Source organism: Croceivirga lutea (assembly GCF_014235875.1).
Taxonomy (GTDB): domain Bacteria; phylum Bacteroidota; class Bacteroidia; order Flavobacteriales; family Flavobacteriaceae; genus Croceivirga; species Croceivirga lutea.
In genome coordinates this window covers 486,349-510,375 of record NZ_JACJUK010000002.1, presented here as the reverse complement: position 1 = coordinate 510,375, position 24,027 = coordinate 486,349, and the positions used below count along the sequence as shown (strand labels likewise).

The following is a 24,027-nucleotide window of genomic DNA, read 5'->3' as shown; positions in this document are numbered from 1 at the left end:
ATCTTTCCAATAAAATATTGAGACGCACAAACATTTTTAACTCTCAATGCATTTAGCCCTTCTCTTTAAGCAAATTAAACTAAAGCGTTAAGTACAATCATACGTTACTTTGAGGTAATTTATAATACAACCAATTTAGTTGAACTGGAAATATTATATAATCTGTAGGTAACTACTTAAAATTTAACTGATGTTACTGGCAGTGCTTTAAAGTAGTTTAAGCTCTATTAAATACCAGTTTTCAATTTTTAAACGGAGTTTCAACTTCCATCTCCAGAACAAGCTACAAACCAGAATAAGCTGCTCGTACTCAAATACTAACAGTTAAATTTTAAGAAAACGAACAGTAAGATAATTATGCGAATACTCCTTCTAATAGTTTTGACCTCTTTAGGCTATCCAAGCCAAGAATCCAATAAATTAAATAGGTTAGAAGGTATTTACCTAGGAAAAGTAGAGAATTCCTATTCATTTTGTATAAAATCAACAATCGGGAATGATGAAACTGTTTATTTTGATGATATTCTTTCTGTTATTTTAGATAGATATCCTATACATCTGCAAAAACATATAGGGGAACATTTTATAATCTCTTACATTGAAAGAGAGATAATACTTGAAGAAAAAAGAGAAAAAAAAGTAACCATAATTCGTTTGCAAAAGGTATTGCCTTAGCACTTTAATTTTAGACGAGCTGGTTAACAAGAAATTATGTTTTCAAATCTTTAGCTTATTTAAGCTAAAGGAAGTTCATCTAATTACGTTCTATAAAAGGTAACAGTATTGTTCTCAAAAAAGTGAAATTTAGAACTTGATATTTTCCTCAAATCTTAACCATCCTTTAGGATGCTTTTTTTGTAATTGGCTAATACAATTAAGAACTTTAGCTTAAAATTAAAATAACATGAACTTAGAAGGAAAAGTAGCATATATAACTGGCGGAAGTAAAGGAATTGGTCTTGGAGTAGCAAAAAGTTTGTTAGAAAACGGAATGAAAGTAGCCATAAGTGGCCGAGATAAAGAAGCTTTAGATAATGCCATTTCTATTTTAAACAATGCTAATGTTTTAGGTGTGTTATCTGATGTTACTTTACTTAATGATGAGGTTGATGCGGTGACAAAAATTAAAAACCACTGGGGTTCCTTAGACGTTGTATTGGCAAATGCTGGTGTCGGCCATTTTGCGCCAATTGATGAGATGGAAATAGAAGACTGGAACCAAATGATAAATACAAACCTAAACGGCGTATTTAATACCTTAAAAGCATCTGTAGATGAATTAAAAAAGAGTAAAGGGTATTACATGACCCTAGCAAGTTTAGCTGGAACTAATTTTTTTGCAAGTGGAGCAGGTTACAATGCCACTAAATTTGGCGTAGTAGGGTTTACCCAAGCGGCCATGTTAGATTTGCGCAAATATGGTATTAAAGTGACTACAATTATGCCAGGTTCAGTTGCTACGCATTTTAATGGTAATAATCCTTCTGATAAAGATGCTTGGAAAATTCAACCAGAAGATATTGGCAAATTGGTTGTTGATTTACTAACCATGCATCCAAGAACGCTACCAAGTAAAATTGAAGTAAGGCCAACCAGACCAGACCTTAAGTAGTTATATTTCTTTTTCTAAAAAGGGTATTTCAGGATTATGGAGCTCAAGAACTAAACCATATAGTTCTTTGGTAAATTCTTCAATAAGTTCTGTAGTAATGAGTGAGCTTTTGTTATAGGTAACTGGTAAAAGACCTTTATGTATTTGTTTTATTGGAAGAATAAAAGCAGAATGGGGTATTTTACCCGTTTCTTTTTTATACAATAGTGAGTAGCAGAGAAGTTGAAAAGCCTTGTCATATTTGTTTTCAGAAGCTATCAACTTCATGTCATTTAATTTTAAAGAAGAAGATTCTACGCTGCCCGTTTTATAATCGATTACACGGGTTTGTCCTTCAAAGACATCGATTCTATCTAACTTTCCTTTTAAAACAAAGCTGTCTCCATTTGGTAAGGTAAATTTAGAACGTAGCTTCTTTTCCAAACTAATTATTTTTAATGCTCCGAGTTTTAAAGTCGCTATATCTTGTAGAATTACAGAATGCACATACTTTATAATTACATTGAAAAGAATAAAATTCTTTCCTTTTAGAATAGCTGTCTTAGGATAGTATTTTTCAAATTCAGTAAATACGTATTCTTCAACTAAGGGCTCTAAAGCTTTAAAATGGCTTTGCGTTAATTCCTTAGCAATAAGTGGTAAATACAATTTTTCTAAACTATCATGAATTATAGTACCCAAAACATTATAAGCAACATCTACATCTATGGTGTCAGGAGATTCAATTTTAAGAATATGTTGTTTATAAAAAGTAAATGGGTCTCTAATGTAGCTAGACAATGAACTGGGAGAATAACCAGTTTGAGCTAATTCAGATAAAGAGGTTATTAAGCTTTTTGTTTTCAAAATAGATTTTAGACCACTAACCTGTGGTGTTATCTCTTGTGATAAATAGTTTCTTTCTAGTAATTGACTAAGATTGCTATCTGTGGTTATTTGATAGATAAACCTGCTTGGTTCTCCGCCTTTTAAAACATCTGGTTCTGTGTTGTAAATAAGGTGAATTTTTTTTGCCCGCTGTAATAATCTGTAAAAATGATAGGTGTAAACTGCATCTTTCTCTTTTGTAGTAGGTAAGCCAAATTCTTGCTTAACATCATAAGGTATATAAGAGTTGTCAGATTTACCAGCAGGTAAAACCCCTTCATTAACAGATGATATAACAACGTTGTCGAAATCTAAGGCTCTAGTTTCTAAAAGCCCCATAATTTGAATTCTACTAGTTGGATCACTCTTAAATGAAATAGAAAGTTCTTGGAGTGCATTGTTAACTAAAAGCTCAACATCAGTTAAGTTGAAGGTATGTTTGCTTTGCAAAAGCATTTTTTGCAACTCAGAAAAACGTTTTAGTATAAGTTTTAATGATTCTTTTTCAATTTTATTTGGAATTTCAGAAGCATAAATCTTTACCAGTATTTCTGAAAACTGAGGTAAAATTTCTGTTGGAATTATTTTGTTCGTAATTAGTTGTAGAAGACTTTGGTGGTTTTCAAAAAGTGCTATTAAATGTACTTTGGTTACTAACACCTCATTATTAGATTTTAGTTTTTTTATAAATGCTCTTAGTTTAGTTGGTTGAACTAAAAATTCTAAAATAGGATTGTAAGCAAGTTTCTGAATATCTGCATAGTAAAGTCCTTTTTCTAAGTCTGAGTTTACCAGTTTAAATAGTGACATAACTAATTTACTGCTATTACTAGTGGTTATAGGTAAACCCATAGTAATGTTAATTGAATCAAAAACAGACTCAGGGAGTGCATTTAAAATGGGAGCTAAGAGACTTTCGTCAGCCAAAACAATAGCAGTAGATGTATTAGCAGATGATAGTTTTTCAATTTCTTCACCAATAGTTTTTGTCTGTCCTATGTTTTTAGGAACACCAGTAATTTTAATAATATCTTTTTTTAAAAAGGTATCATTTGATAGTCGATATATTTGCTTTTGATGATTGGTAAATTGGTTTAAATTACTTCTCATAAAGTAACCTGCATCGTGGTAATTGTCAGTAAAGAAGTAATTATCTAAATCCCAATAAATACTGTTTTTTTCTTTTTGTAGAAATACTTTAAGCATTTCTAATTCCGCTTTGTTAAGTGCATTTAGACCAACAAAAATGAAGTTTTCATTATGATGCGCATTTAAAAATTGTTCACAATTCTCTGAGGCTTTTCTGTATCTCATACCTTGATAACCAAGGTTTTCTTTTAATAAAACTTCATTTAATTTATAGTATAAGGTTTCAAGAGATTTGGTGAAGTTGATGTATCTATTCAAAAGTGAAGTAGGCTCCTGATTTGGATTCCAGTTTTTAATACTAGAAATTTCACTTAAATAGTTAAAGATATCCTGAGGGTTAATTAGATAACGGTCAATCTCATTGAAGTCTCCAAGCACACTATTGGCCCAAGTTGAAAAAATCTTAAAGTCGTCTAAGTTTTTGTCATCTAAATTCTTATAAACTTCAAAGAGTTTTAATTGTAAATATGTAGCGTCTGTAAGCTGTAAACCAGATATTTTGGTTGTAAACGCCTCAATTGTATAACATTTAGGAGCAAAAACAGGCGCGTTCTTTTCTGAAGCTATTAAGGACTTAAACTCTCTAATTGACCTATTGGAAGGCAAAATAAAGTTCAAATTCTCAAAAGACGAAAATTTAGAGGTTAAAGCGGATAAAACTTCTTTTAAAAACATTGAAAAAATAAAAAGCCCTGACAATTGTCAGGGCTTTAAAATTATATAAAGTGAAATAAATACTTAAACTTATTTAATCAAATTGATTTCAACTCTTCTATTTTGCTTTCTACCAGCTCTAGTATTGTTAGTGGTAATAGGCTTGTCTTCACCGTAACCAATAGCACTTAATCTGTCTGAACCAATACCTTCGTTGATTAAGAAATCACGAACAGAGTTAGCTCTTTTTTCAGATAAAGCTTGGTTTAATTTAGCACTACCTACACTATCAGTATGACCTTCAACTGTAAATTTAGCATTAGGATATTCATTTAATATCTGGATGATGTCTACCATTACTGAAGTTGACTCAGCTTTGATTGAAGATTTACCAGTGTCAAATAAGATAGTTCTAGCGTAATCGTTTAATTGCTTTTGAACTTCTTCAGTCACTTCTGGGCAACCATTGTTAGCAACAGTACCAGCAACTTCTGGACAAGCATCGTCTTTATCTAATACACCATCGTTATCAGAATCTGGCCAAGGACAACCGTTGTTATCAGCAGGACCAGCTTCGTTTGGACATTGATCATCTTTATCAGCAACGCCATCACCGTCAGCATCTGGACAACCTGCTAAAGAAGCTTCACCAGCTTCATTAGGACAAGCATCATCTTTGTCAGCGATACCATCACCGTCAGCGTCTGGACAACCGTTCATTTCTTTTGAACCAGCTTCGTTAGGACAAGCATCTTTACCATCTTCGATACCATCACCGTCAGAATCAGGACAACCGTTGAATGCTTCTAAACCAGCAACTTCTGGGCAAGCATCGTCTTTATCATAAATACCATCGCCATCAGTATCAGTACCTCCGAAACGTACGTTAAGACCACCTAAGTGTTGAAAATGCTTAACACCGTAATCTTCAAAAGCGTGCTTATATTGAGTTTGTAAAGTAAAACCAATGTTATCTGTAAACCAGAAATTAACACCAACACCACCGTTAACAGTACCAGCACCAATCTCGTCAACCCAAGTATAACCACCACCGACTTCTACGAATGGATCTACTACAGTATTCTTTAAGATATTGTACTTAATTGTACCATCAATAGCGTAGTGTGATAAATCATCAGCAGATGCGTCACCTAATTTATCAATTCTGTTTAAAGACCCTCTTGCTCCCACAGAGAAACCATCGCCTACGTACTTAGAAACTCCAATGTAAGAAACAGAAGGAAGAATGTTCCAGTGATCTGTCGCATTGAAGTACTCATCAAAAAGAGAGCTACTAGTAAAGGCGTCGTCAGTATTTGTTGGATAAACGTCAATTGCGTTCACACCAAAACTCACCTGCCAAGGATTATTCTCGTCTTGTGCTTGCAAATTGTTAGCACCTATAAACAATAGTGCAACAACTAATAATTTGCTAAGATGTTTCATGTTCTAAAATTTAAGTTTAAGTGTTTATCAGCTGCAAATGTAAGTTGTTAAGTATTATTAACAAAATCATTACTTATTTTTTTAAAAAGACGGTTGATAGATAAAATAAAACAGTTAAACGATTTTTAGTTCTTTACCTACGTCAGAAAATGCTTCAATTGCTTTGTCTAAATGCTCTTTGTTGTGCGCTGCTGAGAGCTGCACGCGAATTCTGGCTTTGCCTTTAGGTACTACTGGATAAAAGAATCCTATGACATAAATACCTTTTTCTAGAAGTTTATTTGCCATTATTTGAGACAATTTAGCATCGTATAACATAATTGGAACAATAGCAGAATCACCATCAATGATATCAAAACCGGCCTTTTTTACTCCTTCTTTAAAATATTTCGTATTCTTTTCGAGCTTATCTCTTAAGCTAGTATCTGTTTTAAGCATATCAAACACTTTAATGGAAGCACCTACAATTGCGGGGGCCAAAGAGTTTGAAAATAAGTAAGGTCTAGAACGCTGTCTAAGCATTTCAATAATTTCTTTTTTACCAGTAGTGTAACCACCCATTGCACCACCTAATGCTTTGCCCAAGGTTCCTGTTATAATATCAATTCTATCAAGAACACCTTTTTCTTCTAAAGTTCCACGCCCTGTTTCACCAATAAAACCTGCTGCATGGCATTCATCAATCATTACCATGGCATCATATTTATCAGCTAAATCACATATAAGGTCTAATGGAGCTAACAAACCATCCATAGAAAACACACCATCAGTTACAATTATCTTGAATCTGGCACCATCGTTATTAGCTTCTTTTAACTTAGCTTCTAAATCTGACATGTTATTATTTGCGTATCTATATCTTTTGGCTTTGCATAATCTTACACCATCTATAATTGAGGCATGATTTAGAGAATCTGAAATAATAGCATCTTCTGCAGTAAGTAACGGTTCAAACACACCACCATTAGCATCAAAAGCTGCGGCATATAAAATGGTATCCTCTGTACTGTAGTAATCTGCTATTTTTTGTTCGAGAGTTTTGTGAATGTCTTGAGTACCACAAATAAACCTAACTGATGACATCCCAAAACCGTGTGAGTCTAGGGTGTCTTTAGCCGCTTTTACAACTTCAGGGTGAGATGATAGTCCTAAATAGTTATTTGCGCAAAAATTAATTACTTCTTTTCCAGAATCTAGTTTTATTACGGCATCTTGTGGTGAAGTAATTATACGTTCTTCTTTAAATAGACCTGCTTCTTTAATTTCTTCCAGTTCTTTTTGAAGATGTTCTTTTATATTTCCGTACATAATTATATTGCTAGAGTTTTTATTTCTTCGTTGATATATACTAATAGTTTTTCTTCAATTTGATACCCCATTCGTTGAATGGCATGGGCATAAGAATTTAGTTGAATTTCATGATTGTGAGATGGAATGCCAGTTTTATAATCTATAATTGTGGCTCTATTCTCTTTTATTACCAATCTATCTGGTCTTAAAACAACATTATCTTCTGTTAAAATTTCTACTTCGTTTTTAATGGTTAGTCCTTCAGAAAAATAGTGCTGTAGCTGGTTATTGTTTACCACTTTAGACACTGTTTGTTTTATTTGTTCTTTTTCTGACTGGCCTATATTATACCGTGTTACATAAGTATCTACTGCTACATCAACATCAGTAGCAACTTTAATATTGGATAGAATATCGTGAATTTTATTTCCGAATAAAATAGCTTCATTGACTTCTTGGTTGCCAATATATTCTACCGTTGCAATTGGAAAATCATTTTGCGTTTTATTGTTTTGAATAAATGATAAATGTTTTGGTGTTTTCTCAAGTTGCTTCTTTGCTACTTTCTCAATTTTTCCAAATTGATATGCTGCATTCTCATCATTTTCTTTTTGTGTTTGTTCGATATAATCTTTAAAAAATGATGCGTAGGAGCGTTGTGTTGATTTTTCTTTTACTGGTACTGATATGATATAAAGTCCGTAAACCGCCCTAGTCAATGCAACATACAATACGTTTAGGTCATCTAATTCTGATTTTTGATTTTCTTCTTCATATACCGCTTTGGAGTTGTCAGAATAATTCTCTAGAGCCATATGGTTTTTAATCATTACTTCTGAGAACCCTGCAAAAGAACTTGGTTCAACGTTAACCCAAACATTATTTTGTTTTCTGCTATCATTTATTTGGGTGTCTGCAAAAGGGAAGATTACAAATTTAAATTCTAGTCCTTTAGATTTATGTATCGTAAATATTTTAACTGCATCAACTTCTGCGGGCATTGGTAGTGAAAGCTTGTCTTGTTTTAATTTCCAATAATCTACAAACGCAAAAAGACCTTCTTGGCGCTCACTATCAAATTGAAAAACTTCATCTAAAAATGCAGTAATATATGCTGTATTTTGTTCTGCTAACTTAAATTTTAGGATGAGGTGTTCAAAAAAATCTATGAGATTTAAATGCTTGAGTACTCCTAAATCTAAGTCGTAAGTATCGTTTAAATAAGTTGGTAAGTTGTTTAAATGAGAAGTATAAAAATCATGTTGCTTTAAAACATCTACAACTAGAAATTCTAAAATTGCATATTGATGTTCATTTTCTTCAGGATTTAAAATCCATTCAGCAAAGGCTATTAAAAACTTAATTTCAAGACTAGAATTTAGTAATAGCGCATCACTCGAAACAACAGGAATATTTTGTTCAATTAAATAATTGGCAATTTTCTTTTCATTCTTTTTATCTCTTACTAAGATTGTTATATCCTCTAAGGCGTATCCAGAATTGATAATTTCATTGATATGTTCAAGGGTTTTAAAGCAATGTTCGTTAGATTCTTCATTTTTTTCGTTTGGTAAAAAAGAAAGTTTAACAAAGCCTCCTTTCTTTTCATTGGTTTGTTGCTTATTACCATCAGTAAAAATAGCTGAATGGCTGCTATTGGTAAGCTTGTTAGCAATAAAGGTGAAAAAGGAGTTGTTGAAGTGAATGATTTCTTCATGACTTCTCCAATTTTTATTTAATTGCTCAACGGAAGAGATAATAGTAAATGGATTTTCTTTTTGTAAAACCAGGTTTAAAAACTGTTCAGGTTCACCGCCTCTCCATCTGTAAATAGATTGTTTTACATCACCTACTAATAAAATGGAACCCTGGTTGCCTTTTTGGTCTTCACTCTCAATAGCATGACTTACTAAAGGAATCAAGTTGTGCCATTGAAGAAATGAGGTGTCTTGGAATTCATCTATATAATAATGTCTATACCGTTCACCCAATCGTTCATATATATAAGGTATAGGCTGTTTTTTTATCTCTTTAGCAATAAGTTCATTGAACTCATTAATGGTTAAAAAGCCTTCTTCATTCTTTAGTACAGTTAATTCTTTTTGAATTTCTGCTAACAATGTTAATGGTACAATATTTTTGAGAACACGTTCTAAAAAAGAAATTTTATCAAAACTATTTTTGATTTTCGTAAAATCGACCATAAAATCAGCTTTTAGGCCGTCAATAGTGGTTTTTACAGCCTCATTAGTAGATTTATTGTACAGTATGGTGGTTTCAAATTCTTGTTTCCAAGCTGCGTTAAAATTAATTATTGTTGGGTCATTAATAACTTGAGTTAGAAAAGCTGGGAATAATTTTCTAGTAAAATCTGTTGGCTCTAATCCATTGGTTTTAATTAACGCATTTGAATTTTTAGCCGCGTTAATCATTTCATTTTTTAAAGAGTTTATTTGCGCTAAAAGCGCTTTTTTTAAATCGAAAAAATCAGCGATTGATTTTTCTTCTAGACTTTTTAAATGTGCATAATGATTTTCTTGAAAGAGCAGTTGGCCTATATTATTTAAGTCATAAGCAATATCCCAACTTTTGCCATCTTCAATCTTATTCAACGCAAAATCTATAAATATTTTGGTAAGTAGATCATTGGATCCGGCTTTTGACAAAAGTTGATTAACAGAAAGACTTAAGATGTAGTCAATATCTAATTCAACATTAAAGTTTTGAGAAATATTAAGGTCTTTTGCAAACGTTCTTACCAACCTGTGATTGAACCTATCAATGGTAGAAATATCAAAAAACGCATAGTGATGCAAAAGATTTTTTAAAGTATGTTTTGCACGTTGTTGAAGTTCTGCATTACTTAGGTTGAGTTCAAGAGCAATTTCAGAAAATAGTGTTGTAGGCTTACTAAGAATACTTTCCTTACTAAAAAAAACAAGATTATCTAAAATACGTTGTTTCATTTCTGAAACAGCCTTGTTAGTAAAAGTGATTGCTAATAAACTTCTAAAATTTGCAAGGGAGTTTTTTTCAAGTAAACGAACAAGAAATGCTTTGGTTAACCTATAGGTTTTTCCTGTGCCAGCCGATGCGCTTAAAATTTTAAAACTTTCTTTTATCAAAACGTTTACAAAGTAACAAATCTTACCATCTTATTAACACATCTAAACCTGCCATTTAAATGTTAAAATTGTATTTTTGAAAGAATTGAAAATTAATTTAAAACACGAAAAAATGGCTTTTGAACTACCTAATTTACCATATGCATACGATGCTTTAGAACCACATATAGATGCTAGAACTATGGAAATTCACCACACAAAGCATCATAACGGATATACAACAAAACTTAATGCTGCAATTAAAGACACTGATTTAGACGGAAAGAGTATTGAAGATATACTTACAAACTTAGACATGTCTAATGGTGCAGTACGTAATAATGGTGGTGGTTTTTACAATCACTCTTTATTTTGGGAGGTAATGTCTCCAGATGGTGGCGGAAACCCTTCTGGTGCGTTAGCTGATGCTATTAATGCTGCTTTTGGGTCTTTTGATAAATTCAAAGAAGAGTTTAGCGGAGCAGCAGGAAGCAGATTTGGTTCTGGTTGGGCTTGGCTTTGCGTTCATAAAGGAGGAAAACTAGAAGTTTGTTCTACTCCAAATCAAGACAACCCCCTAATGCCAGATACTGGTTGTGAAGGAACTCCAATATTAGGTTTAGATGTATGGGAGCATGCTTACTATTTAAATTATCAAAATAGAAGGCCAGATTATGTGTCTGCTTTCTTTAACGTAATTAATTGGAGTAAGGTTTCAGAACATTATGAAGCAAACAAATAAAAATCACAAATAATTGTATTTGAAAAGCCCTGCATTTGTGGGGCTTTTTTTATGGATAAAAGAGCATCATTTATAAAAATAGAAAAGGGTGGAAATACATCCACCCTTTTCGTCCCAAATCTTACCATAAACTTAACCTACTTATGCTATGGCGAAACTAAATTACTGGTATTGTGTTAAATAACAAAAAATAAACGTGAAAATTTTTAGGAGACTAAAGATTGGTTTTGTTAAAAAATTAACATTTATAACAACTAAAAGGTTGGTTGTCAATACAAAGAAGGCGGAGAAATCTCCGCCTTCTTACCCCAAATCTTACCATGAACTTAACCTACTTATGCTATGGTTCTTCAAATGTAGGCTATAGAGCAGCTATTAATGTTTGTTTTTAGACCAACGCCCTTTAAATAAGTTAAAATACTTTGCTTGAAGAAGTTACTGTGTAAGGCGTTAAGAAAAGTAGTACAGGAAAATATTGGGCAATAAAAAAGGCGGAGAAACTCCACCTTTTTTGCCCCAAATCTTACCATGAACTTAACCTACTTATGCTATGGTGATACCAAAGTACATCGCTTTTATTAGCCTAAATTAAAAAGACGCCAAAATGTTAATTTTGTCGATGAATGGCAGATATCTTTCGATAAATGTAAATTTTAGTAGGCTCTCTTGTTATTTCCTTCAAAAAAATTGATAAATGCTTTATTAACCACTCGGTTACCTCCTGGGGTTGGGTAATCACCTGTAAAATACCAGTCACCTAGATTTTTAGGACAGGCTTCATGCAGGTTATATATGGTTTGATAGATGACTTCAACATCAGCCTTGATATCCTTTGGGCTTAATAATAACGCTATCTCTTTAGAAATTTCATCAGCACTAAAGGGTTCATAAAGTTCTTTTACATAATTCACCACTTTAGAATCTTTTTTACCAACTTGTTTTAAGCACTTTTGATAAATTTCTTCTATGATGTTTTCTGTTCCTCTCTTCTTATGTAATTCTACTGCAGCCTTAAACGCTACGAAATCTTCTAGTTTTGCCATGTCTATACCATAGCAATCTGGATACCTAATTTGTGGAGCAGAAGAAACGACAACAATTTTCTTAGGATTTAAACGATCGAGCATTCTAAGTATACTCTTTTTTAAAGTAGTTCCTCTTACAATACTATCGTCTATTATTACAAGGTTATCAGTTTCTTTAACTGAACCGTAAGAAATATCATAAACATGGGTTACTAAATCATCTCTACTACTATCTTGAGTAATAAAAGTTCTAAGTTTAGCATCTTTAATTGCCACCTTTTCTATACGAGGCCTTACATCTAAAATCTCATGTAATTCTTCTGGAGTAATAGTTGAGCCAAGTGCTAGAATTTGCTTTTCCTTCTTTTTATTAAGATAGCTTTGAGCTTCTTTAACCATACCAAAGAAAGATGTTTCTGCAGTATTTGGAATATAAGAAAATACAGTATTATTCAAATCATCATCTATTGCCTTCAAGATTTCAGGAAAAACCAACTTACCCAGAAGTTTACGCTCTTGGTAAATTTCTTTATCACTTCCTCTAGAAAAATAAATTCGCTCAAAAGAACAGGCTTTAAGCTCTAACGGCTCCAGAACTTCTTCAAGGGTAACCTTACCGTTCTTTTTTATAATAATAGCATTGCCCGGAGGTAATTCTTGTACCGCATCATATTTTACGTTAAATACGGTTTGAATTACTGGTCTTTCAGAAGCAACCACTACAATTTCATCATCTTTATAATAATAACTTGGTCGAATTCCTGCAGGGTCTCTAAGCATAAATGCGTCACCATGACCAAATAAACCACCCATAGCGTAACCACCATCCCAGTTTTTCGCAGATTTTCTCAGAATTTTACCCACGTTTAAACGCTCTGCTATATGAGGCGAAGCTTGGCGCTTGGTGTAGCCTTCTTTTTTTACTTCTTTATACAGTTTGGATACCGCATCATCTAAAAAATGACCAATACGCTCCATTACGGTAATGGTGTCAGCCATTTCTTTTGGGTGCTGCCCTAATTCAACCAAATTGCCAAATAATTCATCAACATTGGTCATATTAAAGTTGCCAGCAACAATTAAGTTACGGTGCATCCAATTATTTTGTCTTAAGAAAGGATGTACACTTTCAATGCTGTTCTTGCCAAAAGTTCCGTAGCGCACATGCCCTAACAGCAACTCACCTATATAAGGTATATTTTCTTTTTGATAGGCAACATCATCCCAATACTGCGGATGTTGTGCAATTTCTGAGTTTATGCGGCCGTTAATTTGAGAAAAAATATCTTGTATGGGTTGCTGATTGGCAGAACGTATTCTACTAATATAGCGCTGGCCGGGTTTCATATCTAACTTAATACTAGCAAAACCAGCACCATCTTGACCCCGATTGTGCTGTTTTTCCATCATTAAGTACATCTTATTTACACCATAAAAGGCTGTACCGTACTTTTCTTTATAATATTCTAAAGGTTTTAATAACCTAATTAGTGAAATCCCACATTCGTGCTTTATAGCATCACTCATGACCTTTTCCTCAGTTCTTTGGTTTATTAACTTTGAAGTTCAATATTAAATTGTGTTAAGCTAGAGAACTCTGTTAGTCGTTGCTCTATTTCTTCCTTACTCAAATTTTGCATACGTTCTGTACCAAACTTTTCAACACAGAATGATGCTAGGTTTGAACCATGAATAACAGCATTCTTTAGGTTTTCAAAAGAGTTATTTTTGGTTGAAGCTAAATAGCCACTAAAACCTCCAGCAAAAGTATCACCAGCGCCCGTGGGATCAAATACTTCCTCCAAAGGCAATGCGGGTGCAAAAAACACATTAGTATCTTGAAATAATAAGGCACCGTGTTCACCTTTTTTTATCACCACATATTTAGGCCCCATATTATGAATTTTAGCGGCAGCTCTTACCAAAGAATGTTCTTGGGTTAGTTGCCTTGCTTCTTCGTCATTAATGGTTAAAACATCAACATTTTTTATAACAGATAACAAAGCATCTAAAGTATTATCCATCCAAAAATTCATGGTATCTAAAACTATAAGCTTTGGTCGAGTAGTTAGTTGGTCTATAACACTTTGTTGAATAGTAGGGTCTAGATTGCCTAGCATAACCACATCTGGCTCCTTAAACTCTTCAGGTACCACTGGGTTAAATTCGGCAAGTGTGTTTAATTCTGTTGCTAGCGTATCTCTAGTATTTAAATCGTTATGGTATTTTCCACTCCAAAAGAAAGTTTTTCCTCCGTTAACCACTTCAACACCAGATAAATCAATATTTCTCTTAGCTAAAAGATTCAAATATTCATCAGGAAAGTCATCGCCAACAACTGATACAATTGCAGATTTAACATTAAAATGAGAAGCAGCTAATCCAATAAAAGTAGCTGCACCCCCCAGTATTTTGTCTGTTTTGCCAAAAGGAGATTCAATAGCGTCGAAGGCAAGAGTGCCGACAATTAAAAGTTTGCCCATTAAAGGAATTTTGGTGCAAAGATACTTTTATTTTAAGGACCTGGCACAGTAAGAATGTGAACCTATTATTCTGATGAAAACTATTACTTTCTACCAAAATCTGCAGGTATCTCTCCCCAAACTTTAGTTTCCCATTTTACAATTTTGGTAGTGTAAGAGTTGGTGTTTAACCACGTTTCGGCTCTTTTAATTAAATCAAAGAGTTCTTTGTTTTTTGAAGATGGTTTTAGTTTAGTGTTACATTTTTTTTTAGCTATCCAGCCAATTGCAATTTTAGAATCAGAGTAAATAATACGATTACTATGTTGCTTTTGTAAAAAAGCTAGCCCGTGAACTAATGCTAAAAACTCACCAATATTACTAGTACCGTCAGGAAAAGGTCCTTTGTGAAATAATACTTTTTTAGATTTTGTTTCTACCCCTCTATATTCCATCTTGCCAGGGTTGCCGCTAGAAGCTGCATCTACACAAATGGAATTCAAATTAGGCGTTCCAAATTTTTTGAGCATTTCAGGCGAAACTATTTGAGTCTTTTTTTTGCCTTTGTAGTCATTATAATTACCCTTGTACGCTTTTTTAGCTTCTTCAAAATTTAAGAAAGACATGTATTGAGCACCTTGAAAACCTTGAATCTGTGCCTTGCAATCTACCCAAGACTCAAAAACTCCAGTATGTTTACCTTTCCATACTACGTAGAACTTTTTGGCTTTAGCCATGATTTAAAAGTTTTTCAATGATTTCTGGAAAATACTTGTATTCTAATTGGTGTACTTTATGCGCAATCTCTTCAACGGTTTCATTTCCTGTTAGGCTTACCTTCGCTTGATAAATTATTGCGCCTTCATCATAATCTTCATTAACATAATGAATGGTTATACCGGTTTCAGGCTCTTTATTGTCTTTTACAGCTTGGTGAACATTATTTCCAAACATGCCTTTACCACCATGTTTAGGTAGTAAGGCGGGGTGAATATTTATAATCTTATTGGGAAATGCTTGAACCATGCTAGTAGGGATTTTAACCAAAAAACCAGCCAAAACAATTAAATCTGGATTTAAATATTTGAGAAAATCGGTGACCATCCCATTTTCAAATGCAAATTTGTTAAAATAAAAAAGAGGTGTTTGTAATCGAAAACTTCGACCAATTACCCCTGCTTCCTTTCTGTTGGTTAATATAGCTGAGACGGTGATTTCATTTTTTTCTTTAAAAAAAGAGATAATATTCTCTGCATTTGATCCAGAACCCGAAGCTAAAATGACAATTTTAGGCATCTTTTTAATGTTGTTTAAGCGCTTCAAATTTAGGGCTAGCGGTTATAATTGTGTAATTTAAAGTACATTTTATCGACAAATGGTGAATTTAAACCAAAGTTTGTTATTTTTGCCCTCGATAAATTTTTAAAGTACAAGTACTATGTCAGACATTGCATCAAGAGTAAAGGCCATCATCGTTGATAAATTAGGTGTTGATGAAAACGAAGTTGTTCCTGAAGCTAGTTTCACCAACGATTTAGGTGCAGATTCTTTGGACACTGTTGAATTAATTATGGAATTTGAAAAAGAATTTGATATTCAAATACCTGACGATCAAGCAGAAAATATTTCTACTGTAGGTCAGGCAATTAGCTACATTGAAGAGGCTAAGTAATTTATGTTATCTTTCTAAAGATTTTATATTATCCATGCGGTAAACATCGCATGGATAATTTTTTTAATTTCAGGGCTAAGGTTAAAACTTACAAATTTTATGCAGTTAAAACGAGTTGTTGTTACCGGGTTAGGAGCGTTAACTCCAATAGGAAATACCATTGAGGCTTATTGGGAAGGACTTAAAACTGGCAAAAGTGGAGCAGCGCCAATCACCTATTTTGACACAGAAAAATTTAAAACAAAGTTCGCTTGCGAGTTAAAAGGGTATAATCCACAAGATTTTTTTGATCGTAAAGAAGCTAGAAAGCTAGATCGTTTCGCCCAATACGCATTAGTATCTTCTGATGAAGCCATTGCAGACTCTGGTTTAGACTTAAATGCTGTAGATAAGTTTAGAGTAGGTGTAGTTTGGGGTGCTGGGATAGGCGGTTTAGAAACTTTTCAAAATGAAGTAATTGGGTACGCAGAGGGTGATGGTACACCACGTTTTAACCCATTCTTTATCCCAAAAATGATAGCAGATATAGCCCCAGGAAATATATCTATTAAGCATGGATTTATGGGGCCTAATTATACTACGGTTTCGGCTTGTGCTTCTTCTGCCAACGCTATGATTGATGCTTTAAACTATATTCGTTTAGGTCATTGTGATGTTGTAGTAACAGGTGGTAGCGAGGCAGCAGTAACCATAGCTGGTATGGGTGGTTTTAATGCAATGCATGCCTTGTCTACCAGAAATGAAAGTCCAGAAACAGCATCTAGACCTTTTGATGCCACTCGTGATGGTTTTGTATTAGGTGAAGGTGCAGGTGCCCTTATTCTTGAAGAATACGAGCACGCTGTAGCAAGAGGTGCTAAAATATATGCAGAAGTCTGTGGTGGTGGTTTATCTAGTGATGCCTATCATATGACTGCGCCACATCCAGATGGTATTGGTGTTGTAAGGGTAATGCAAAACTGTTTAGAAAATGCAGGACTTAAACCAGAAGATGTTGATGCTATAAATACACACGGTACATCAACACCTTTAGGTGATGTTGCTGAACTTAAAGCAATATCTCAGGTTTTTGGAGCTCATGCCGAAAAAATAAATATAAATTCAACTAAATCTATGACAGGCCATCTACTTGGTGCTGCAGGAGCAGTTGAAGCCATAGCATCAATATTAGCTATGCAGCACAATTTAGTGCCACCAACTATAAATCACAGCACAATAGATGAAAATATTGACCCAACACTTAACCTAACCTTGAATAAAGCTCAGGCAAGAGAAGTTAATGTTGCCATGAGTAACACTTTTGGTTTTGGTGGTCATAATGCATGTGTGTTATTTAAAAAATTAAACTAACTACGTAACAAACAACATGAAGTTGGTTCCAAAAATATTTAATTCCCATTCTGAAATAGATGGGAATTTTTTTTTGGAAATGAAACGTATTTTAGGCTTTAAGCCAAAGAATTTGGCCATTTATAAAAAAGCATTTTTACACCGTTCTTTAAACCAAAAAGACGAAGAAGGCAACCCCTTAAACTACGAACGTTTAGAATTTTTAGGGGACTCAATGTTGGGTACAATTATTTCAAAACATTTGTATAACGAGGTGCCAGATGGAGATGAAGGATATCTCACCAAAATGCGTTCTAAAATTGTAAGCAGAAAGCATTTGAATGAGTTGGGTAAAGATTTAGGATTATTAGATTTTGTAGAAAGTAAAATACCAAAAAACCATTTTGGAGAGAATATTCACGGTAATGTTTTCGAAGCTTTGGTAGGTGCTATATATTTAGATAAAGGATATCGGTATTGCGAAAAGTTTATTCAAAAAAGAGTAATCACACCTTATGTTGATATTGAGCAATTAGAAAACCAAGTAATTAGCTACAAAAGTTTAGTCATTGAGTGGTGCCAAAAAATGAAGAAGACTTTTCATTACAATGTTTTTGAAGATAATGGTAATGAAGAGCAAAAACATTTTGGTGTAAAATTGAGCATAGATGATAAAATAGTTGCTAAAGCTCGGGCTACATCTAAAAAAAAGGCAGAAGAAAAAGCTTCAAAACGGGCTTATTTTGCCCTTCAAGATAAAATAGATAGACACTAAGATTAAAAAAAAGTAAACTACATCGTTTTCGTTTTGGAATTTTACCTTTAATTAAACTCCATTGTAGTCCTATTTGCGTTTAACTATTATCTTTACGATTCGCAAAATTTTTATGGCTGCAACATATAAGATTTCAACTGAGCTTTACGAAGAGTCTTTTCAGTTGATTGCTTTACATACGACTATGTCACCATTTACTTTGGCCTATAATCTAAATCAATATTGTGGTTTAGATTTAGAAAGAAGTGAAAAAGATTTGCAACTAAATGCCGCTACCTTTCCTTTGTTTGAAGGATATAATGAAGAATTAGATTACAGCTTTTATTTAATGGGTAACGTTTATTTAAAAGAAGAAAATGTAAATAGCAACGGTTTATTTGAGACTTTCACTTCTACAATAACAAATTACCTGATTGAAGAATATAAAGAAGCAAGCTATTTATTAAGAATGGATGAAGTTCCTGAGCGGCACTTTAAAAATTATTTAAAAAAAACTCAAGCAATACACAAAGTATCTTTAGCTTATGCAATAGATGTAAATAAGTTAAAGTCTAAACAAAATTTAATACTGTTTAATCATGCCAACTAAAAAGAAGACTAAAATTGTAGCCACCCTAGGACCTGCAACAAGCAAAAAAGAAGTTCTAAGGGATATGATAAATGCAGGGGTGAATGTATTTAGAATCAATTTTTCTCACGCAAATTATGACGATGTAAAAGAGCGTATTAAAATGATTCGTGAACTTAATGATGAGTTAAATACACATACAGCAATTTTGGCTGATTTACAAGGCCCTAAACTTAGGGTAGGGGTAATGGGTGGTGAAGTTGTAGTTTCTCCAGGAGACGAAATTGTTTTTGCTAACGGAGAACCATTTGAAGGTACTGCTAAACGGGTGTACATGACTTATGAAAGTTTTCCGCAAGATGTTAAGCCAGGAGAACGTATACTTTTAGATGACGGTAAACTAATTTTTGAAGTAGTTTCTACTGATGGAAAAAATGAAGTAAAAGCTAAAGTAATTCAAGGTGGGCCTTTAAAATCTAAGAAAGGTGTTAATTTACCAAACACCAATATTTCTTTACCAGCATTGACAGAAAAAGATGTAAAAGACGCCATTTTTGCAATTGGACAAAAAGTAGATTGGCTTGCGTTATCTTTTGTACGTTTTTCTCAGGATTTAATTGATTTACAGACTTTAATTGATGAGCATAGCGAGCATAAGATACCTATCGTTGCTAAAATTGAAAAACCAGAAGCAGTAGAGAATATTGATAAAATTGTAAACTATTGTGATGGTTTAATGGTAGCGAGAGGTGATTTAGGTGTAGAGGTTCCTGCGCAAGAAGTACCGTTAATTCAAAAACAATTGGTACTTAGAGCTAAAAAAGCACGAATACCAGTAATTATTGCTACCCAGATGATGGAGACCATGATTACGAGTTTAACGCCAACAAGAGCAGAGGTTAATGATGTTGCAAACTCGGTAATGGATGGTGCTGATGCTGTGATGCTCTCAGGAGAAACATCTGTAGGTAATTATCCTGTTCAGGTAATAGAAAAAATGTGTAGTATTTTACAAAGTGTAGAAACCTCTCCTTTAATTACAGTACCTCAGAATCCTCCTCACATAAAAACTAAGCGTTACATCACAAAATCAGTTTGTTATCATGCCGCTTCTATGGCTAACGAAATACAAGCTAAAGCAATTTCTACCTTAACAAATAGTGGATATACTGCATTTCAAATATCGGCTTGGAGACCAAGTGCACATATCTTAGTTTTTACATCCAATAAAACTATTCTTGGCAGATTGAGTCTTTTATGGGGTGTTAAGGCTTTTTATTATGATAAGCACGTTTCAACAGATGAGACTGTACAAGACGTAAATCAAATTGCTTTTGATATGGGATTCATAGAAAAAGGCGATATGGTGATTAGTCTTGCTGCCATGCCAATTAAAGAAAAAGGTATGGTAAATACGCTTAGAGTTACAGAGATATAATTTTATGTAAATGTAAGTTAGGCATCCTTAATCAGACCAATTCTGGTAAATAGTTAACGCTATGCGATTAGAGTATTACCGAAAAGGACTGAATTCAATATTTGGAGTGACTGATGATTTTCAAAAATTTCATCAGTCATTTTCAATTGTAAAAGAAACTATTAAATTTCTATGGAATAGAAACTGCGAAGATGTTGTCTTAACTATAGATGGTATTGATGTTACCCTTACCCCTAATCAGGTAATAACTGTTACCTATCTTCAAAATTTATCTTTTAAAAAAACAAATTACCCAATTACTGGAATACTTTTTAATAGAGAGTTCTATTGTATAGTTGACCATGATAGTGAGGTTTCGTGCAACGGCATATTGTTTTTTGGCACCCAAGATTTACCCATAATAAACATACCTAAAGTTCAACTTAAACGCTTTAATTTACTTTTTGAAATTTTAATTGAGGAGTTTCAAACCCCAGACAATATACAAGGAGATATGCTTCAAATGCTACTTAAGCGTTTTATAATAATGAACACGCGTTTGGCTAAACAACAACTGGTGGTTAAGTCTCTAGATAACAAACAAATAGAAATTATAAGAAAATTCAATTTCTTGGTTGACATGCACTACAAGACCAAGAGAAAAGTAAGTGATTATGCTGAGATGTTGTTTAAATCACCCAAAACTCTCTCCAATCTTTTTTCTATTTACAATCAAAAATCTCCTCAACAAATAATTTTGGATAGATTGGCCCTAGAAGCAAAGCGATTACTTCAATTTACAGCGAAACAAAATCAAGAAATTGCTTTTGAACTTGGCTTCAATGACCCTACTCATTTTAGCAAATTTTTCAAGAAAATGACCAAAATGACCCCTTCAGAATTTAGAGATAACCTTCTTTTTGAGTAATAAGGGAAAGATTGGCAAGTAGTCGGGAAATTACTACTAACCCTTGACGTTGTTTCTACTTCATCTTTGTACTGTAAATAAAAAGAAGTAATGAAAACTACAGTACATAAATCAATTTTTAATCTTATAGAGATTTTCAGCTTTAATCAAAGCAAAGCACCAATTACGGTTTCTTCTAAAAAGCATTGTGAACAAAAGTATCACCACGATTTCTATTGTGATGCTGAGAAACCTTTTGTATCAAAATTTTAAACAACAACAAATAAAAATTAAAGAAATGAGTGATTTTAGACCCTTAAAAAGAGAAGAAGTTAGTGAAGCTAACCAAGCAATTTTTGACAATTTAGAAAAAGCATTAGGCTTTGTTCCAAATCTTTATGCTACGTATGCATATTCTAACAATGCTTTAGCTAATTATTTAAATTTTGCGAATGCAAAAACCTCTTTAACTGCTAAACAAAAAGAAGTTGTGAACTTAGCTGTTAGCCAAGTTAATAATTGTGCTTATTGTTTAGCTGCTCACACTGCAATAGGAAAAATGAATGGCTTCACAGAAGAGCAAATTTTAGAATTAAGAGCAGGTGGTGCTTCTTTTGATAGCAAATTAGACGCTTTAGCGGCGTTGGCAAAAAATGTTACCGAAAATAGAGGAGCTGCGAATCAAGTAATCGTAGAAAACTTTTTAGCGGCCGGGTTTACCAAAGAAAATTTAATAGACACCTTAGTGTTGGTAGGGGATAAAACTATTTCAAATTATATACACAGTACAACCCAAGTCCCTGTAGATTTTCCTGAAGCTCAATTTTTAGTAACAGTTTAATAAATAACCTTTAAAATAAAATAAAATGAGAAATATATTATTAGCAGCAATTGCTATTCTTGGATTTAGTTTAAGCATTACCGCTCAAGACAAAATGATGAAAAATGAGGTAAAAACAATAAGCTTAGAGCAAGTACCAGGAGAGTTTACCAAAAAGAATCTTACTGTTAAAGAAGGAACCTACATATTTGAAATCTTTAATAATGGCATAGACCATGAAGTTGGTTTTGTATTGGTTAAAAAAGGAAAAGATATTTCAAAACCAGAAAATCACATACAAACGGCTTATGTGACCACTCCTGTTGGTACAAATTCTAAAAGTAATTCTAAAGCAACAACCTTAGCTAAAGGAGAATACGTATATTTTTGTCCACTAAATCCAACAGCAACAGATAATATACTTACCGTAAATTAATAATAGTAGGCCTTGAGAAATCAGGGCCTTTTTTATTTTAAATCAATCTCAGCTATCAACTTTTGGGCAATACTTCTCGATTGAAAAATGGGCCAATCACTTTTATGTAAGTAACTTTCAGTTATTGCAGTTTCGTATAAGAGGTAAATACTATTTGAGAGTTGTTCTATTTCGGCTTTTGAAGCATTTTTCACAGAATCGCCAACTAATTGGTTCAAAAAAACAATAAGTTCCTTCTTTTGTCTTACGATTAAGGGCTTAATATTTTTATCGTTTTGAGGAATTTCACCCAACAATTTAATTGCCCAACAGCCTCCAAAATCTTCTTTTCTAAATTCACTTCGTAAATACTCAAAAATACCTAGCAACTTGGCTTTCGTAGAATTTTCTGAGGCAATACTATTAGTTAAAGAAGCCATAAACAGTGAATGTTTAGCCTCTAAATAAGCAATACAAATAGCTTCTTTAGATTTAAAGTGGTGATACAAAGTAGCCTTTGCAACATTAGACTTAGAAATAATTTCGTTTATACCTGTAGTGTTGTAACCCTTTGTGTAGAATAAATTGCCAGCAGTGGTAATAATTTGCTGCTTAAGGTTTCTTTTTTCCATTCTTAAATGTACTAAAATCAGAAATCAAACTTAAGCTGTACAGCTATGGATTCTTCTTCAACCTCTTTCTTTTTATTGGTATTCAGATTCGCTAAAGAAATGCCTAATAGCCTAACAGAGCCATCTATTGGGGCCTGGTATAAAAGTTCTTTTGCAGTTTCTAAGATTAAGTCTTTGTTGGCAATAAAATAGGTTAGTGTTTTACTACGGGTTTGTAAAGTAAAGTCACTATACTTGATTTTTAAAGTAATGGTTTTTCCTGCTATGTTAGATTTTGAAAGGCGTTTGTCTAGTTCTTCAGCAATATTTTGTAATCGCTCTAGCATAAATATCTCACTGCTTAAATTCTTACTAAAGGTTCGTTCAGCTCCAACAGATTTTGGTGTGCGTTCTGGCTTTACTTCACTTAAATGAATTCCTCTTACAACATTATAGTAGTATTTGCCACTTTTACCGAATTCTGTAGTAAGGTACTCGAGTGATTTTTGTTTAAGATCATTACCAGTGAAAATACCTAACTGATACATTTTTTCAGCAGTGACTTTACCTACGCCGTAAAACTTGCGTATGTCTAATGCTTCTAGAAACGCTATAACTTCTTCAGGATTTACAGTTTTTTGACCGTTTGGTTTGTTGTAATCACTAGCAACTTTTGCAATAAATTTATTAATAGAAATGCCCGCCGAAGCAGTAAGTCCGGTAGTTTTTAAAATTTTTTCTCGAATTTCCTTTGCTATTAAGGTAGCCGAAGGATTACCTTTTTTGTTAGCAGTTACGTCTAAATACGCTTCATCTAAAGACAACGGTTCAACCAAATCAGTATATTCAAAAAACACTTTTCGTATTTGTAAAGAAATCTCTTTGTAGCGTTGGTATCTGGGTTTAACAAAAATGAGTTCCGGACATTTTTTCTTAGCTAAAACACCGCTCATAGCACTTCTGACGCCAAATTTACGAGCTTCATAACTAGCTGCAGAAACCACCCCTCTTTTAGAACTACCCCCAACAGCAATAGGCTTACCTTTTAATTCTGGCTGGTCATGTTGCTCTACAGAGGCGTAAAAGGCATCCATATCAACATGAATGATTTTTCTAAGTGGAAAATCAAAATCCATTTTCAAATTTAGCCTATATTTAAATT

22 protein-coding genes are annotated in these 24,027 nt (G+C 33.3%); 12 read left to right on the top strand and 10 right to left on the bottom strand.

The features are described from left to right. Window positions 1–357 precede the first annotated feature (357 nt). Window positions 358–675, top strand: a complete 318-nt coding sequence (locus H5V42_RS05825; RefSeq protein WP_185782189.1) for a hypothetical protein — start codon at window positions 358–360, stop codon at window positions 673–675. 229 nt (window positions 676–904) lie between these two features. Next, a complete protein-coding gene (locus H5V42_RS05820) occupies window positions 905–1,612 on the top strand; it encodes an SDR family oxidoreductase (RefSeq protein ID WP_185782188.1) in 708 nt (235 codons plus the stop codon). Here H5V42_RS05820 and H5V42_RS05815 read toward each other — a convergent pair whose 3' ends face one another. The 4 genes from H5V42_RS05815 to H5V42_RS05800 all read right to left on the bottom strand — a co-directional run bounded on the left by H5V42_RS05815 (window position 1,613) and on the right by H5V42_RS05800 (window position 10,143). Further along, on the bottom strand, window positions 1,613–4,327 hold the full coding sequence (locus H5V42_RS05815) for a PD-(D/E)XK nuclease family protein (protein WP_188669506.1): 2,715 nt from the start codon (window positions 4,325–4,327) through the stop codon (window positions 1,613–1,615). It abuts the gene before it with no gap. 45 nt (window positions 4,328–4,372) lie between these two features. After that, window positions 4,373–5,728: an OmpA family protein gene (locus H5V42_RS05810; RefSeq protein WP_185782186.1), complete on the bottom strand. Its 1,356-nt coding sequence runs from the start codon at window positions 5,726–5,728 to the stop codon at window positions 4,373–4,375. Between the two features lie 114 nt (window positions 5,729–5,842). Continuing rightward, complete coding sequence (kbl, locus tag H5V42_RS05805) at window positions 5,843–7,036, bottom strand: glycine C-acetyltransferase (protein WP_185782185.1); 1,194 nt, start codon at window positions 7,034–7,036, stop codon at window positions 5,843–5,845. Window positions 7,037–7,038: 2 nt separating this feature from the next. Next, complete coding sequence (locus tag H5V42_RS05800; RefSeq protein ID WP_185782184.1) at window positions 7,039–10,143, bottom strand: UvrD-helicase domain-containing protein; 3,105 nt, start codon at window positions 10,141–10,143, stop codon at window positions 7,039–7,041. A 112-nt stretch (window positions 10,144–10,255) separates the two neighbouring features. On the opposite strand from H5V42_RS05800, the gene H5V42_RS05795 reads away from it, so the two are divergent. Beyond that, window positions 10,256–10,864, top strand: a complete 609-nt coding sequence (locus tag H5V42_RS05795) for a superoxide dismutase (RefSeq protein ID WP_185782273.1) — start codon at window positions 10,256–10,258, stop codon at window positions 10,862–10,864. A 653-nt stretch (window positions 10,865–11,517) separates the two neighbouring features. Here the strand turns inward: H5V42_RS05795 and H5V42_RS05790 are convergent. The 4 genes from H5V42_RS05790 to purN all read right to left on the bottom strand — a co-directional run bounded on the left by H5V42_RS05790 (window position 11,518) and on the right by purN (window position 15,647). Next, complete coding sequence (locus H5V42_RS05790; RefSeq protein ID WP_185782183.1) at window positions 11,518–13,416, bottom strand: amidophosphoribosyltransferase; 1,899 nt, start codon at window positions 13,414–13,416, stop codon at window positions 11,518–11,520. Window positions 13,417–13,442: 26 nt separating this feature from the next. Beyond that, window positions 13,443–14,372 (bottom strand): PfkB family carbohydrate kinase, encoded by a 930-nt coding sequence (locus H5V42_RS05785; RefSeq protein WP_185782182.1) that lies wholly within the window; start codon window positions 14,370–14,372, stop codon window positions 13,443–13,445. A gap of 83 nt (window positions 14,373–14,455) precedes the next feature. Then, a complete protein-coding gene (locus tag H5V42_RS05780) occupies window positions 14,456–15,088 on the bottom strand; it encodes a ribonuclease H1 domain-containing protein (protein ID WP_185782181.1) in 633 nt (210 codons plus the stop codon). Further along, on the bottom strand, window positions 15,081–15,647 hold the full coding sequence (gene purN, locus H5V42_RS05775; RefSeq protein ID WP_185782180.1) for a phosphoribosylglycinamide formyltransferase: 567 nt from the start codon (window positions 15,645–15,647) through the stop codon (window positions 15,081–15,083). Before purN ends, H5V42_RS05780 begins: the two co-directional genes overlap by 8 nt. Before the next feature lie 142 nt (window positions 15,648–15,789). Between purN and H5V42_RS05770 the strand changes: the two genes are divergently transcribed. The 9 genes from H5V42_RS05770 (at window position 15,790) to H5V42_RS05730 (ending at window position 22,275) form a co-directional block, all read left to right on the top strand. Then, a complete protein-coding gene (locus tag H5V42_RS05770) occupies window positions 15,790–16,023 on the top strand; it encodes an acyl carrier protein (RefSeq protein WP_185782179.1) in 234 nt (77 codons plus the stop codon). A gap of 99 nt (window positions 16,024–16,122) precedes the next feature. Continuing rightward, on the top strand, window positions 16,123–17,373 hold the full coding sequence (gene fabF / locus H5V42_RS05765) for a beta-ketoacyl-ACP synthase II (RefSeq protein WP_185782178.1): 1,251 nt from the start codon (window positions 16,123–16,125) through the stop codon (window positions 17,371–17,373). A 16-nt stretch (window positions 17,374–17,389) separates the two neighbouring features. After that, window positions 17,390–18,127 (top strand): ribonuclease III, encoded by a 738-nt coding sequence (gene rnc, locus H5V42_RS05760; protein WP_185782177.1) that lies wholly within the window; start codon window positions 17,390–17,392, stop codon window positions 18,125–18,127. 112 nt (window positions 18,128–18,239) lie between these two features. Further along, window positions 18,240–18,716 carry an IPExxxVDY family protein gene (locus H5V42_RS05755; protein ID WP_185782176.1) on the top strand — a complete coding sequence of 159 codons (477 nt, stop codon included), beginning with the start codon at window positions 18,240–18,242 and terminating at the stop codon, window positions 18,714–18,716. Further along, the gene (gene pyk, locus H5V42_RS05750; protein WP_185782175.1) at window positions 18,706–20,133 is read left to right on the top strand and encodes a pyruvate kinase; all 1,428 of its coding nucleotides are present in this window, start codon (window positions 18,706–18,708) and stop codon (window positions 20,131–20,133) included. The genes H5V42_RS05755 and pyk overlap by 11 nt, the downstream gene beginning before the upstream one ends. A gap of 61 nt (window positions 20,134–20,194) precedes the next feature. Next, window positions 20,195–21,040 carry a helix-turn-helix domain-containing protein gene (locus H5V42_RS05745; protein ID WP_185782174.1) on the top strand — a complete coding sequence of 282 codons (846 nt, stop codon included), beginning with the start codon at window positions 20,195–20,197 and terminating at the stop codon, window positions 21,038–21,040. Between the two features lie 90 nt (window positions 21,041–21,130). Beyond that, complete coding sequence (locus H5V42_RS05740) at window positions 21,131–21,292, top strand: hypothetical protein (RefSeq protein ID WP_185782173.1); 162 nt, start codon at window positions 21,131–21,133, stop codon at window positions 21,290–21,292. A gap of 25 nt (window positions 21,293–21,317) precedes the next feature. Further along, on the top strand, window positions 21,318–21,860 hold the full coding sequence (locus tag H5V42_RS05735; protein WP_185782172.1) for a carboxymuconolactone decarboxylase family protein: 543 nt from the start codon (window positions 21,318–21,320) through the stop codon (window positions 21,858–21,860). 25 nt (window positions 21,861–21,885) lie between these two features. Further along, the gene (locus tag H5V42_RS05730) at window positions 21,886–22,275 is read left to right on the top strand and encodes a hypothetical protein (protein WP_185782171.1); all 390 of its coding nucleotides are present in this window, start codon (window positions 21,886–21,888) and stop codon (window positions 22,273–22,275) included. 32 nt (window positions 22,276–22,307) lie between these two features. Here H5V42_RS05730 and H5V42_RS05725 read toward each other — a convergent pair whose 3' ends face one another. Further along, complete coding sequence (locus H5V42_RS05725; protein ID WP_185782170.1) at window positions 22,308–22,886, bottom strand: TetR/AcrR family transcriptional regulator; 579 nt, start codon at window positions 22,884–22,886, stop codon at window positions 22,308–22,310. A 17-nt stretch (window positions 22,887–22,903) separates the two neighbouring features. Continuing rightward, window positions 22,904–24,001 carry a DNA polymerase IV gene (dinB, locus tag H5V42_RS05720; protein ID WP_185782169.1) on the bottom strand — a complete coding sequence of 366 codons (1,098 nt, stop codon included), beginning with the start codon at window positions 23,999–24,001 and terminating at the stop codon, window positions 22,904–22,906. Window positions 24,002–24,027: the final 26 nt, after the last annotated feature.